This window comes from Streptomyces albireticuli, assembly GCF_021228125.1.
GTDB classification, from domain to species: domain Bacteria; phylum Actinomycetota; class Actinomycetes; order Streptomycetales; family Streptomycetaceae; genus Streptomyces; species Streptomyces albireticuli.
This window is the reverse complement of record NZ_JAJQQS010000007.1, coordinates 213497-226330: the sequence shown is the minus strand read 5'-3', so window position 1 is coordinate 226330 and position 12834 is coordinate 213497. Positions and strand designations below refer to the sequence as shown.

Here is a 12834-nt window from a genome sequence, read left to right as displayed (position 1 = left end):
AACCGCAAGAACGCCTTGAAAGGCTTACAAGCCTTTATTCGCAAGGGATTTGGCGGTGTGCGCCGACACCGCGTGGACGTGGCGTATTCCCGCTCCGCCGTGACTCACGCGCATGGCCCGTATACCTCTTTCGAGGGTGGCGTCGCACTATTGAACGGTGGTGACGGACACCCGGTCCGCCGCCCCTCCGGACCCTTCCGACGCCTCCCCGGACCGGCGCCAGCCGTCCCCGGACCGCTCCGCGGTCCACACCCGGCCGTCGAAGGAGACCCGCGAGATCCGGAGCTCGGCCGCGTGCGCCACCGCCCAGGACGCCAGCTGCCAGCCCTGCCGCTCCGGTCCGCCCTCCGCCCCCGTCCCCCGCACCGGCACGGTCACCGTCCGCGCGGCCGCGCCACCGGCCGTCGCGCCCGCCCCCGCGCCGCCCCGGCCGTCCGCCACCGACGGGGCGACGGTGGCGCCGAACTCCCGCCGCAGCTTCGCCCGGACCGCCGAAGGGTCGCCCGGCCTGCCGTCACCCGGGCTCGTCGTGCAGCTGAACGCCGCCGCCGCCCGCCCGGTCAGCCCCGAGGCCAGCAGCGACGCGTCCGGCTCGTGCTTCGCGTACGCCTGGGGGAAGCCGCTGCGCTGCACCTTCTGCGCCGCCACCGTCAGCGGCAGCCGCGAATAGCCCGGTACCTCCACCAGGTGGTCGTAGAACTTCCCCGCCGCGTACACCGGATCGGTGATCTGCGCCGCGCTGCCCCAGCCCTGCGTCGGCCGCTGCTGGAACAGGCCCAGCGAATCGCGGTCGCCGTGGTGGATGTTGCGCAGCCCCGACTCCTGCATCGCCGTGGCCAGCGCGATCGTCACCGCCCGCTCGGGCAGCCCGCGCGCCGACCCCACGGCCGAGATCGTGGCGGCGTTCACCGCCTGCTCGGGGGAGAGGGAGTACGACTCGCCGTCGGCCCGCACCGTGCAGCGCGGTGCCCCGGGGCCGCCCGTCACCAGCTGGGCCACCCCGTATCCGATGAGCGCCAGCAGCACGGCACAGGCGGCCACGATGCGCAGCAGGCGGCCACGGTGAGCGACGGAGATCCCGGACATGGGGCCCACGTTACTGGAGAGACGAGCCGATCAACGGGGGCCCACTTCCGGCGCGCTGCCGGGTACCACCCGTGCCCGTACGCGCCCGTCCGCGCCGGTCCGGCGCGGCCCCGGGCCCGTCCTCGCCCGTCCCGGCCCGGCCCGGCCGGACCCGGCCGGGTTAGAGTCGCCGCTATGGATGACGCCGCACTCGACCTGTCCCTCGACGCCGCCGCCCTCACCGCCCGGCTCGTCGACTTCCCGTCCGAGAGCGGGAACGAGAAGCCGCTCGCCGACGCCGTCGAGCGTGCCCTGCGCACCCTCCCGCACCTGACGGTCGACCGCCACGGCAACAACGTCGTGGCCCGGACGAACCTCGGCCGCGCCGAGCGCGTCGTCCTCGCCGGCCACATCGACACCGTCCCCATCGCCGACAACGTCCCCTCCCGGCTGGACGAGGACGGCTTCCTCTGGGGCTGCGGCACCAGCGACATGAAGTCCGGCGTCGCCGTGCAGCTGCGCATCGCCGCGACCGTGCCCGCCCCCAACCGCGACCTGACCTTCGTCTTCTACGACAACGAAGAGGTCGCCGCCCACCTCAACGGCCTCGGCCACGTCGCCGACGCCCACCCCGACTGGCTCGCCGCCGACTTCGCCGTCCTGCTCGAACCCACGGACGCCCAGGTCGAGGGCGGCTGCCAGGGAACCCTGCGGGTGCTGCTGCGCACCGAGGGCGAGCGGGCCCACTCGGCGCGCTCCTGGATGGGCAGCAACGCGATCCACACCGCCGCGCCGATCCTCGCGAAGCTGGCCGCCTACGAGCCGCGCCGGCCCGTCATCGACGGCCTGGAGTACCACGAGGGGCTCAACGCCGTCCGGATCGAGGGCGGCGTCGCGGGCAACGTCATCCCCGACGCCTGCACCGTCACCGTGAACTTCCGCTACGCGCCGGACCGCACCGGGGAGGAGGCCCTGGCCCACGTCCGCGAGGTCTTCGCGGACTGCGGAGTGGCCGAGTTCGTCGTCGACGACCACTCGCCCGGCGCGCTGCCCGGCCTCTCCCACCCGGCCGCGGCCGCCTTCATCGAGGCCGTCGGCGCCGTCCCCATGCCCAAGTTCGGCTGGACGGACGTCTCGCGCTTCAGCGCGCTCGGCGTCCCCGCGGTCAACTACGGTCCCGGCGACCCGCTGCTCGCCCACAAGCGCGACGAACGGGTGCGCGCCTCCCTGATCACCGACTGTGAGGCGCGCCTCCGCACCTGGCTGACCAGCTGACCAGCCCCGACAGGACGTTCGGTGGGCCTACGCTGAACAGCAACGATCTGCAGCGGAGGGAGCGCGGAATGGCAAATCCCGAGGGGACCCGTACTCAGCGGGAGCAGCGGCGGGGGCCGGTCGTCCGCCGGCACGGCCAGATGCAGCAGGGCACCACCGACCAGCACCTGCTGGACACCAGAGGAACCGCGGACTGGGTGCACGAGGACCCCTTCCGGGTGATGCGCATCCAGTCCGAGTTCGTCGAGGGATTCGGCGCGCTCGCCGAACTGCCGCCGGCGATCAGCGTCTTCGGTTCGGCCCGTACGCCCCGGGACTCGGCGGAGTACGAGGCCGGTGTGGCCATCGGGCGCGGTCTGGTCGAGGCCGGCTTCGCCGTCATCACCGGCGGCGGGCCCGGCGCGATGGAGGCCGCGAACCGCGGCGCGATGGAGGCGGGCGGCGTCTCGGTCGGCCTCGGCATCGAGCTGCCCTTCGAACAGGGGCTCAACCCGTACGTCAATCTCGGCGTGGACTTCCGCTACTTCTTCGTGCGGAAGACGATGTTCGTGAAGTACGCGAGCGGGTTCGTGGTGCTGCCGGGCGGACTCGGCACGCTGGACGAGCTGTTCGAGGCGCTGACGCTCGTCCAGACGAAGAAGGTCACCCGCTTCCCGATCGTGCTGTTCGGCAGCGCGTACTGGCGGGGCCTGGTCGACTGGGTGCGGGACACCCTGATCGCCGAGGGCAAGGCGGGCCCGCACGACCTGCACCTCTTCCACATCACGGACGACGTCGACGAGGCGATCGGGCTGGTGACGAAGGAGGCGGGGGCGTAGCGGGGAACCGCACTCCGCGCGGTGCGCCGGAGCGTGGACGGGCCGGGTCTCCGGCCCGTCCGGCGCCGGACGGGCCGGCGGTCGGCGAGGGCGCGCTCCGGAGGGCGGGCGTCAGGGGGCTCGACGGCCTCGCGCGGTGAGCGGGGTGCGTCGGCGCCGGAGGCCCGGCCCGGGGCCCCGGGCCGGGCCTCCGGCCGCCTAAGCGAGCCCCCTGCGGCCCACCGCGGGTGCCCGGTGGCCGGCGATCGACGCCACCATGTCGAGCACCTGCTTCGTCTCCGCGACCTCGTGCACCCGGTAGACCCGCGCGCCCAGCCACGCCGAGACGGCCGTCGTCGCGAGGGTGCCCAGCACCCGCTCCTTCACCGGCTTGTCGAGCGTCTCGCCGACGAAGTCCTTGTTCGACAGCGAGACCAGGACGGGCCAGCCCGTCTCCGCCATCTCGCCGAGCCGCCGGGTGGCCTCCAGCGAGTGCCGGGTGTTCTTCCCGAAGTCGTGGCCCGGGTCGATCATGATCCGGTCGCGCCGGACGCCGAGCGCGGCGGCCCGCTCGGCCAGTCCGAGCGTCACCCGCAGGATGTCCGCCATCACATCGTCGTACTCGGTCCGGTGCGGCCGGGTGCGGGGCTCGACGCCGCCCGCGTGGGTGCACACCAGGCCCACGTCGTAACGGGCCGCGACCTCGGCCAGCTTGGGGTCGACGCCGCCCCACGCGTCGTTGAGGACGTCGGCGCCCGCCTCGCAGACGGCCTCGCCCACGTCGTGCCGCCAGGTGTCGACGCTGATCACCACGTCCGGGTGGCGGCGGCGGACCTCCGCCACGAAGCCGACCGTGCGCCGCGCCTCCTCCTCGGCGGTCACCTCCTCGCCGGGGCCGGCCTTCACCCCGCCGATGTCGATGATGGCGGCGCCCTCCGCCACGGCCTGCTCCACCCGGGCCAGCGCGGGCTCGTCCTGGAAGGTCGACCCCTGGTCGTAGAAGGAGTCCGGCGTCCGGTTGACGATCGCCATGATCACCGGTTCGTGCTCGTCGAACTCGCGTCGTCCCAGCCGCAGCATTTCCGTACTCCTTCTCCGTGGTCCGCCAGCGACCTTAACCGTCGGTGCGGCATGGCACGATCGGGGAGGACGGATTGGCAGTCCGCTCACCGACGGAAGTCCGGCGCAGCGGGCGGCGGACGCACCTGGGAGTTGGTCGTGTTCTGGTTCTTGCTCATCGCGCTGGTCGTGGTGGTCGCCGCGGTCACGCTCTTCGTCGCGGGCGGCGGGGGCGGGGCCCCGCTCACCGAGGCCGTGCCGGACCGGATCGTCTGGCCGCTGCCCGCCGACCGGCCCATGGGCCGCGCCGACGTCGACGCGCTGCGGCTGCCCGTCGCCGTGCGCGGCTACCGCATGGCCGAGACCGACGACGCCCTGGACCGGCTCGGTGCCGAGCTCGCCGAGCGCGACGCCCGGATCGCCGAGCTGGAGGCGGCGCTCGCCGGGGCGCAGGCCGCGGCGGTGAGCGGCCCGGAGCTGCTCGAGCGCAGGGCCGGTGAGCGCGTGGCGGGCGAGCGGGCGACCGGCGAGCGGGTGGTCGGGGAGTGGACGGCGGGCGAGCGGCCGGCCGGCGAGGAGCCGGGCGAGCGGGACAAGGGAGCGGACGCGTGAGCGGTGGAGCGGTACCGGGGCCGGACGGACTGGCGCGCTGCCCCTGGGGCCTGGAGGCGGAGTCCAAGGAGGACTACCGCGTCTACCACGACACCGAGTGGGGCCGCCCGGTGCACGGCGACGACGCGCTGTTCGAGCGGATGTGCCTGGAGGCGTTCCAGTCGGGCCTGTCGTGGCTGACGATCCTGCGCCGCCGGGAGGGGTTCCGCGCCGCGTTCGCAGGCTTCTCGGTGGCCAAGGTGGCGGCCTTCACGGAGGCGGACGCCGAGCGGCTGCTGGCCGACCCGGGCATCATCCGCAACCGCGCGAAGATCACCGCCGCGCTCGGCAACGCCCGGGTGGCCGCGGAGTGGGCCCCCGGCGAGCTGGACGCCCTCATCTGGTCCTACGCCCCGGACCCGGCCGGCCGCCGCGCCCCGCGCACGGCGGCGGACGTCCCGGCGACGACGCCCGAGTCCATAGCCCTGGCCAAGGACCTCAAGAAGCGTGGCTTCCGCTTCGTCGGGCCCACCACGGCCTACGCGATGATGCAGGCCTGCGGCCTGGTCAACGACCACCTGGCGGACTGCCACGCGCGGTAGCCGCCGGGCGCGGCCGCCCGGCCGCGCCCGCTCGCGGGGGTCAGCGGCCCACGTACCGCGGCCGCTCCTTCTTCAGGAAGGCGTCCACCGCGATGCGGTGGTCCGCCGAGGCGCCGGCCCGCGCCTGGAGTTCGTTCTCCTTGGCCAGGGCGCCGGGGAGGGAGTGGTCCGCCGCGTAGGACAGCGACTCCTTGATCGCCGCGTACGCGGCCGTGGGGCCCTCGGCGAGCCGGCGGGCCACGGCGGCGGCCTCGGCGGCCAGCTCCGCCGTCGGGACGAGCTTGTTGGCGATGCCCAGCTCGAACGCCTCCCGTGCGCTCACATTGCGCGGGAACAGCAGCAGGTCCGAGGCGCGGCCGCGGCCGATGAGCCGGGGGAGGGTCCAGGAGACGCCCGAGTCGGCGGTGAGCGCGACCCCGGCGAACGAGGTGTTGAAGGCCGCGTCCTCGGCGACCACCCGGTAGTCCGCCGCGAAGGCGAAGCCCGCTCCGGCGCCCGCCGCGACGCCGTTGACCCCGGCCACGACCGGCTTCGGCATCTCGGTGATCGCCGTGACGATCGGGTTGTAGTGCTCCTCCACGGTGCTCATCACATCGCCCGCGGCCAGCAGCCCCACGTGCTCCTTGAGGTCCTGCCCGACACAGAAGGCGCGACCGGTGGCGGTCAGCAGGACGGCGCGGACGGCCGGGTCGGCGCCCGCCTCCCGGAGGGCGTCGCGGAGGGCGACCTTCGCCTCGATGTTCAGCGCGTTCATCGCGTCGGGGCGGTTGAGCGTGATCGTCGCGAGCCCGTCGGTGATGTCGTACAGCACGGCGTCGGCCATGGTGCTGTTCCCTCCCTCTCGGTACCGTCACCGGCCCCGCCCGTCGCGTGCCGTCGCCTGCGACCGCGCGCCCGTCGGGGCCTGGTGGTGCGCCGGTGGTGGACCGGCGGCTGCCGTGGCTCAGCATGCCGGAGATCATCCGTCGCCGATATGTGACCTGCGTCAAAGAATTCCACCCCCGTGCATGTGCGGGGGTGGCGCAGTATCGCAGCCCGATCGCCGAATTGGGTGGTTTTGTGTGATCGCCTTGCCGAAGGGATGCGGACCGATGTTGGTCATCGGGTCATGCGATGCGGGATAATGGCCTGGAAGCAATGTGTTCGATGCCGGTGACGCGGAGCCCTGCCAGGGAACCGTCGGCTGACGATGAGCTGGTTTCAGGAAGGGGAACGAGCATGGCGGCCATGAAGCCGCGGACGGGCGATGGCCCGCTCGAGGTGACCAAGGAGGGGCGGGGCATCGTCATGCGGGTTCCGCTCGAAGGCGGCGGTCGTCTCGTCGTCGAGCTGACACCCGATGAGGCCGAGGCCCTCGGAGACGCCCTGAAGAAGGTTGTCGGCTGACGCACCGGCCCGCAATTCTTTCGCTGCCCCGGCAGCCGGCCGCCGCCGGCTCCGGGGCAGAGTCGTGTCCGGGCCCGGAGCGGGCGCCGTGCCCGGGCGGTCCCGAGGCGGCGGGTCAGCCGCGCCGGGCCGCGCACAGCAGCCCGTCACCGACCGGCAGCAGCGAGGGCACCAGCACCGTGGACTCCCGGACCGCGCGCAGCAGCTCGCGCACCCGCTGCACCTCGGCGGGCTGCACGGCGGAGTCCACCGTCCGGCCGTCCGCGAAGACGCCCTCGAAGCAGACGAGTCCACCCGGCCGCAGCAGGCGCAACGATTCGGCTAGGTAGTCCAGGCACTCCAGCCGGTCGCCGTCGCAGAACACCAGGTCGTACCCGCCGTCGGCGAGGCGCGGCAGCACCTCCAGGGCGCGGCCGGGGATGAAGCGCGCCCGGTTGCCGGCGAAGCCCGCGGCGCGGAACGCCTGCCGGGCGAACTGCTGGCACTCCGGGTCGCTGTCCACCGTGGTCAGCACGCCGTCGGGGCGCATGCCGTGCAGGAGGTGGATGCCGGAGACGCCGGTGCCGGTGCCGATCTCGGCCACCGCCTTGGCGCCCACCGCCGCGGCGAGCAGGCGCAGCGCAGCGCCGGTGCCGGACGCCACCGAGCGCAGCCCCGCCTCGTGGGCCCGGTCCCGGGCCCACCGCAGCGCCTCGTCCTCGGCGACGAACGCGTCGGCGAACGCCCAGCTCGTCTGCCGGTTGCCGGTAATGGCCCTCTCCTGTCCCCGTGGTCCGCAACCGTGACTGTATCCGCTGATCACGGGAACCCGCAGATGGGACCGCGCGTTGAAGGGGTAACGAGGGCCGGCGCGGAGCGACGGCGGGGTGGCCGCGCGGTGCGGCGGGGGATCGGAGGGGACGCCGGGCGAGGCGGGGTGGTCACCGAAGGGTGGCCAAGACCAAATGCAGGTCAAAATTCCTTATCCGGAGCTAACGGGCGGGATGGATATGGTAGGGGCTCTACTGGACACCACCAGAGCCGACAGGGGAGGTGCGGCTGCGGCCGGAGACCGTCGGAGAGTGCACAGGCGCTTTCGCGGGTCCCCCGGCGAGCCGAAATCCGTGACCAAGACCGCTGACCGTTCTCGCATCGCCGACTCCGCACAGACCGCGACTTTCGCCACCCATGCGGATTCGCAGGCGTGGACCCCTCCCACCTGGGAGGAGATCGTCAGCACGCACAGTGCACGGGTCTACCGACTGGCCTACCGCCTCACCGGCAACCAGCACGACGCCGAGGACCTCACCCAGGAGGTGTTCGTGCGCGTCTTCCGCTCGCTGTCCACGTACACCCCGGGCACCTTCGAGGGGTGGCTGCACCGCATCACCACCAACCTCTTCCTCGACATGGTCCGGCGCCGCCAGCGCATCCGCTTCGACGCCCTGGGCGAGGACGCCGCCGAGCGGCTCCCCAGCCGTGAGCCCTCCCCCCAGCAGCACTTCAACGACACCCACTTCGACGCGGACGTCCAGCAGGCGCTGGACACGCTCGCCCCGGAGTTCCGCGCCGCCGTGGTCCTGTGCGACATCGAGGGCCTCTCCTACGAGGAGATCGCCGCGACGCTCGGCGTGAAGCTGGGCACCGTCCGCAGCCGGATCCACCGGGGCCGCTCCCACCTGCGCAAGGCGCTCCAGCACCGCTCGCCCGCCGCCCGGGCCGAGCAGCGGGCCGTCGCCGGGGTGGGTTCCGGTGTTCCGCTGGGTGGGGAGGTAGGGATCGCGTGACCGGTTCAGGCGGTCAGTCCCCCGCCGAGCTGCATCTCGGCGACCGCCTCGCGGCCCTGGTCGACGGGGAGTTGGGACACGACTCTCGGGAGCGGGTGCTGGCGCACCTGGCGACCTGTTGTAAGTGCAAAGCGGAAGCCGACGCCCAGCGCCGGCTCAAAAGCGTGTTCGCCGAGGCGGCGCCCCCACCGCTCTCCGAGGGGTTCCTCGCCCGGCTCCAGAGCCTGCCCGCCGCGGGCCTGGACGGCGATCTTGAAGGCCGTCCCGGCGCGGTGGACGCGGACGGGCGGTGGGACGCCTCAAGGGGTCCCGGAAGGCCGGGAGGAAGCGCCTTCGGCGAGTCCTTCTCCTTGATCCCGGCCGCCGTCGCGCCGCACCGTGACCGTCCCCGCGACCGGGGCTTCCGCGTCCACGCCGTCCCCGACGCCCCGCGCGGCTCCCGCAGCCGTCGCTTCGCCTTCGCGGCGGCCGGCGCGGTCTCGCTCGCCGCGTTCGCGCTCGGCGGCGCGCAGCCGCTGGCCTCAGTCGCCGAGGCCCCCGGCGCGCGCGCCGAGGACCCCCGTGCCACCGCCACCCCGCTCGCCCGCACCACCGGCGGCGTCCGTGACGACGGCCGGCTCCTCCCACTGGGCTTCACCGCCGCGGTCCGGCCCGCGCCGGCCGCGCCGTCGCCCCCCGGCGCCTCGCTGTTGCGCCCTTCCACCGCCGCACCGCTGCCGCCGGCGGCCCGTGCCGCCCTCCCCGGTCCCGGTGGGCCCACGGCGGGCAGCGCGCGCTGACACCGCCCGCGGGGACCTGGTTGAATTCCAGGTGGGCCGCGGATCCCTCGGGCGATGCCGCGCGCCCTCCGGGCGAACGGTGGGGAGAAGATGGACGAGGGGAAGGCGGGGGCCCAAGGGCCCAGGCCGCACTGGTGGAGCCGGTCCGCCCCTTCGCGGGAAGCGGCGGAGACCGCGGACGCGACGACGGGCGGCCCCGCCCCCGACGACAGGGGCCGGCCGCACGCCCCCGGATCCGCCACGGTGCCGCTGCACGCCCCCGATCCCTACGGCACACCCCCGTACGGCCGCCCGGGCCCCTGGGCCCCGGCCCCACCGGTCCAGCGCCCGGTGACCCCGGCCCACGGCACGCCCGCCGCGGGCGCCCAGTACCCCCCACCCGACACGCCCGCCCCGTACGGACCGGCCTCGCCGGACGCGAGCGCGTCCCCCGCGTACGCCACCCCGCCGGGTGGTACGGGCGTGCCCGCGTCGGGGATGACACCGCCGTACGGGATGCCGCACCCGGCCCCGGGCGTGCCCTCGGCCCAGGAAACGCCTTCCCCCGTGCCGGGCGCGACACCGCCGTACGGATCGGCGCGTCCGGCGCAGGGGATGCCGTCTCCGGTCCCGGGTGCGACTCCGTCCGGTGGTACGGGTGTGCCGGCGTCGGGCATGGCACCGCCGTACGGATCGGCGCGTCCGGCGCAGGGGATGCCGGCTCCGGTCCCGGGTGCGACTCCGCCCGGTGGTACGGGTGTGCCGGCGTCGGGCATGGCACCGCCGTACGGATCGCCGCACCCGGCGCAGGGCATGCCCTTCCCGGCTCCCGGCGCCACCCCGCCCGGCGGCACGGGCGTACCTCCGTCCGCCATGACCCCGCCCTACGGGACGCCGCACCCCGCGCCCGGTGCGACCCCGCCCGGTGCCACCGGGCTGCCCTCCGGCACGACCCCGCCCGCCGGGACCCCTTTCCCGGTGCGCGAGCCGTGGCAGTACGACCCCTGGGCCGCCGGGCAGCAGGCCCCGGCCGGAGGGGCCGGCGCGCCCGCCCGTGGCGGGCGGGGCCGGCTCGTCGCCGGGGCCGTGGTCGTCGCGCTGGTCGCGGGCGGGATCGGTGGCGGCATCGGGGCGTATCTGGAGCGTGACGGCCGCCTCACCTCGCACCGGGTGGAGCTGCCGCAGGCGGCGGCCGACCGGACCGCACGCGCCCCCGGCAGCATCGCCGGGATCGCCGCCCGCGCGCTGCCGGGCGTCGTCACCATCCATGTGCGCGGCGGCGACGACCAGGGCACCGGCACCGGCTTCGTCCTGGACAAGGAGGGCCGGATCCTCACCAACAACCACGTCGTGGAGCCCGCGGGGTCCGGCGGCGAGATATCGGTGACCTTCAACGGCGGCCAGACCGCCAAGGCCACCGTCGTCGGTCGCGACAGCAGCTACGACCTCGCCGTGATCAAGGTGTCCGGGGTCTCCGGCCTGACCCCGCTGGCCCTCGGCAACTCCGACTCCGTCCGTGTCGGTGACTCCGTGATCGCCATCGGAGCCCCCTTCGACCTCGCGGGCACCGTCACCACCGGCATCATCAGTGCCAAGGAGCGCCCCATCACCGCGGGCGGCCATAAGCAGGACGGCAGCGACGTCAGCTATGTCGACGCCCTTCAGACGGACGCCCCGATAAACCCGGGCAACTCCGGCGGGCCGCTGATGGACTCCGAGGCCCGCGTCATCGGCATCAACAGCGCCATCCGCTCCGCGGGCGACGGCTCCGACCTCGGTGGCGGCCAGGGCGGCAGCATCGGGCTCGGCTTCGCCATACCGATCAACCAGGCCAAGCGCGTCGCCGAGGAGCTCATCAACACCGGCAAGGCCACCCACCCGGTGATCGGCGTGACCCTCGACATGGAGTACACCGGCGACGGCGCCCGGGTGAACACCAAGGGCGCCAAGGGCCCGGCCGTCACCCCGGGCGGCCCCGGCGACGCCGCGGGCATCCGCTCCGGCGATGTGATCAAGAAGGTCGACGGGGTCCCCGTGCGCAGCGGCCAGGAGCTGATCGTCAAGATCCGCAGCCACCGTCCGGGGGACCGGCTCACCCTCACCGTGGAGCGCGACGGCCGGGAGGAAGCCGTGCGGCTGACCCTCGGATCGGCGGGTTCGTCGTGAGCTTTGGCCTGATGTTGGCCGAGGTGTCTCCCTTCGGGCACGTTGGGCCAGGTACCGTGAAGGGTGGCCTCGACCGTCGGCCACTGACGCATCAAGGAGCTGCAACGTGCTCGACATAGGACCCCTCGAGCTGGTCACGCTCGTGGTGCTCGCTGTGCTCATCTTCGGCCCGGACAAGCTGCCGAAGATGATCCAGGACGTGTCGCGGACGTTGCGCAAGATCCGGCAGTTCTCCGAGAGCGCCAAGGAGGACATCCGCTCCGAGCTGGGTCCCGAGTTCAAGGACTTCGAGTTCGAGGACCTCAACCCCAAGACCTTCGTGCGCAAGCACGTGCTGGACAAGGACGAGCTGGGTCTCAAGGAGATCCGCAACGGCTTCGACCTCAAGTCCGAGATGAGCGAGGTGGCCGACGCGGTGCACGGGCGTGGCGCGGAGCAGGCCCCCGCGTCCGGATCCGCCGCCCCGTCCTCAGGCAGCGGCCCTGACCTGCTCAAAAAGCGCCAGAGCCCGGCACCCGGCGAGCGCCCGCCGTTTGACTCCGACGCCACCTGAGCCCGCGCATCCCGTGCCCTGTTGACGGGGGTGGCTATCCTCCCTTTGTTTGGGGTGAAGTCGTCCGAGGGGGGCGGGCTCGCCCAGGGCATCGGGCAACAAGGAGGCGCCGCGCAGATGGAGACGACGAGTCGGGTTGGGGCGCAAGGGGCCGACGCGTCCTCGGACACGGCACAGGGCGGGCCCGGGTCCCGGCGGTCGGTCGACGGCTATCTGCTGGCCTCGTTCCCGTGGTACGGCCTGGACGAGGCCTACAGCGGGTCGCGCTGGCTGATGCAGGTCGGCGCCGCCGCCGACGGGACCGTCGAGCACGGATCCACCGGGCACGGCGAGGAGCCGACGCTGCGCGGCGAGCGCGTCGACCCCGGTGCCGAGAAGCGGCGCTTCGCCGTCGTGGTGACCGTCGCGAGCCGCCCCGTGCGGCGCAGCGCGGACGGCACGGGCGTGCTGGAGGCCACCTCGGTCTCCTCGGCGGCCTGGCTGGCCGGCTCGGGGCTGCTCTCCTGCACCTGGCCCGCCCAGATGGAGCGCGCCCTGCGGCAGGACTGGCTCGACCAGCAGACGGCCCTGGCCTGGGAGCTCGCCGACCACCTGGACGAGCCCGCCTGGTCGACGCTGTCGCTCCCGGTGGACGGCGCCCCGACCGAGTTCCGCTACCGCGAGTCCGAGTACGGCTGGGTCCTCGCGGGCTCCGCCGAGGGCGTCCACCTGGGCGCGTACGGGCGCGGCATGAGCGCGTACGGCATGGGCTTCTCGGTGATCAAGGACATCGCCGCCTACGCGGGCTGATCGCCGCCTACGCGGACCGCCTCACCC

General features: G+C 74.0%; 14 protein-coding genes. 10 read left to right on the top strand and 4 right to left on the bottom strand.

All coding sequences use genetic code 11. The features are described from left to right. Positions 1-147: 147 nt before the first annotated feature. Complete coding sequence (locus tag LUZ64_RS15985; protein ID WP_095584633.1) at positions 148-1086, bottom strand: VldE C-terminal domain-containing protein; 939 nt, start codon at positions 1084-1086, stop codon at positions 148-150. A 174-nt stretch (positions 1087-1260) separates the two neighbouring features. Between LUZ64_RS15985 and dapE the strand changes: the two genes are divergently transcribed. Beyond that, positions 1261-2340 (top strand): succinyl-diaminopimelate desuccinylase, encoded by a 1080-nt coding sequence (gene dapE / locus LUZ64_RS15980; RefSeq protein ID WP_095584634.1) that lies wholly within the window; start codon positions 1261-1263, stop codon positions 2338-2340. A 68-nt stretch (positions 2341-2408) separates the two neighbouring features. Further along, entirely contained in the window at positions 2409-3158 is a 750-nt protein-coding gene (locus tag LUZ64_RS15975; protein WP_095584635.1) for an LOG family protein, read from the top strand. 198 nt (positions 3159-3356) lie between these two features. On the opposite strand, the gene folP is transcribed toward LUZ64_RS15975, so the two are convergent. After that, a complete protein-coding gene (gene folP, locus LUZ64_RS15970) occupies positions 3357-4217 on the bottom strand; it encodes a dihydropteroate synthase (protein ID WP_095584636.1) in 861 nt (286 codons plus the stop codon). Between the two features lie 138 nt (positions 4218-4355). On the opposite strand from folP, the gene LUZ64_RS15965 reads away from it, so the two are divergent. Beyond that, on the top strand, positions 4356-4808 hold the full coding sequence (locus LUZ64_RS15965) for a cell division protein DivIVA (RefSeq protein WP_232390255.1): 453 nt from the start codon (positions 4356-4358) through the stop codon (positions 4806-4808). After that, positions 4805-5389 (top strand): DNA-3-methyladenine glycosylase I, encoded by a 585-nt coding sequence (locus LUZ64_RS15960; RefSeq protein WP_095584637.1) that lies wholly within the window; start codon positions 4805-4807, stop codon positions 5387-5389. Before LUZ64_RS15965 ends, LUZ64_RS15960 begins: the two co-directional genes overlap by 4 nt. Positions 5390-5429: 40 nt before the next feature. Here LUZ64_RS15960 and chcB read toward each other — a convergent pair whose 3' ends face one another. After that, positions 5430-6212 carry a 2-cyclohexenylcarbonyl CoA isomerase gene (chcB, locus tag LUZ64_RS15955; RefSeq protein ID WP_095584638.1) on the bottom strand — a complete coding sequence of 261 codons (783 nt, stop codon included), beginning with the start codon at positions 6210-6212 and terminating at the stop codon, positions 5430-5432. 395 nt (positions 6213-6607) lie between these two features. Between chcB and LUZ64_RS15950 the strand changes: the two genes are divergently transcribed. Beyond that, complete coding sequence (locus LUZ64_RS15950; protein ID WP_009997451.1) at positions 6608-6775, top strand: DUF3117 domain-containing protein; 168 nt, start codon at positions 6608-6610, stop codon at positions 6773-6775. Positions 6776-6890: 115 nt separating this feature from the next. Here the strand turns inward: LUZ64_RS15950 and LUZ64_RS15945 are convergent, their stop codons facing one another. After that, positions 6891-7577: an O-methyltransferase gene (locus LUZ64_RS15945; protein WP_372472009.1), complete on the bottom strand. Its 687-nt coding sequence runs from the start codon at positions 7575-7577 to the stop codon at positions 6891-6893. A gap of 187 nt (positions 7578-7764) precedes the next feature. Here LUZ64_RS15945 and sigE point away from each other — a divergent pair, with 187 nt between their 5' ends. From sigE to LUZ64_RS15920, 5 genes are all read left to right on the top strand, one after another. After that, complete coding sequence (gene sigE / locus LUZ64_RS15940) at positions 7765-8541, top strand: RNA polymerase sigma factor SigE (protein ID WP_095584639.1); 777 nt, start codon at positions 7765-7767, stop codon at positions 8539-8541. Further along, on the top strand, positions 8538-9320 hold the full coding sequence (locus tag LUZ64_RS15935) for a zf-HC2 domain-containing protein (protein WP_107426707.1): 783 nt from the start codon (positions 8538-8540) through the stop codon (positions 9318-9320). Before sigE ends, LUZ64_RS15935 begins: the two co-directional genes overlap by 4 nt. A gap of 90 nt (positions 9321-9410) precedes the next feature. Continuing rightward, positions 9411-11465 (top strand): S1C family serine protease, encoded by a 2055-nt coding sequence (locus LUZ64_RS15930; protein ID WP_232390268.1) that lies wholly within the window; start codon positions 9411-9413, stop codon positions 11463-11465. A gap of 106 nt (positions 11466-11571) precedes the next feature. Further along, a complete protein-coding gene (locus LUZ64_RS15925) occupies positions 11572-12018 on the top strand; it encodes a sec-independent translocase (RefSeq protein WP_095585148.1) in 447 nt (148 codons plus the stop codon). Positions 12019-12135: 117 nt separating this feature from the next. After that, positions 12136-12807 (top strand): hypothetical protein, encoded by a 672-nt coding sequence (locus tag LUZ64_RS15920; RefSeq protein ID WP_095585147.1) that lies wholly within the window; start codon positions 12136-12138, stop codon positions 12805-12807. Positions 12808-12834 lie beyond the last annotated feature (27 nt).

Excerpts from the sequence above, each read along its gene's own strand:
- LUZ64_RS15985 (WP_095584633.1), bottom strand. The coding sequence starts at position 1,086 with ATGTCCGGGATCTCCGTCGCTCACCGTGGCCGCCTGCTGCGCATCGTG.
- dapE (WP_095584634.1), top strand. The coding sequence starts at position 1,261 with ATGGATGACGCCGCACTCGACCTGTCCCTCGACGCCGCCGCCCTCACC.
- LUZ64_RS15975 (WP_095584635.1), top strand. The coding sequence starts at position 2,409 with ATGGCAAATCCCGAGGGGACCCGTACTCAGCGGGAGCAGCGGCGGGGG.
- folP (WP_095584636.1), bottom strand. The coding sequence starts at position 4,217 with ATGCTGCGGCTGGGACGACGCGAGTTCGACGAGCACGAACCGGTGATC.
- chcB (WP_095584638.1), bottom strand. The coding sequence starts at position 6,212 with ATGGCCGACGCCGTGCTGTACGACATCACCGACGGGCTCGCGACGATC.
- LUZ64_RS15950 (WP_009997451.1), top strand. The coding sequence starts at position 6,608 with ATGGCGGCCATGAAGCCGCGGACGGGCGATGGCCCGCTCGAGGTGACC.
- sigE (WP_095584639.1), top strand. The coding sequence starts at position 7,765 with ATGGTAGGGGCTCTACTGGACACCACCAGAGCCGACAGGGGAGGTGCG.
- LUZ64_RS15930 (WP_232390268.1), top strand. The coding sequence starts at position 9,411 with ATGGACGAGGGGAAGGCGGGGGCCCAAGGGCCCAGGCCGCACTGGTGG.
- LUZ64_RS15920 (WP_095585147.1), top strand. The coding sequence starts at position 12,136 with ATGGAGACGACGAGTCGGGTTGGGGCGCAAGGGGCCGACGCGTCCTCG.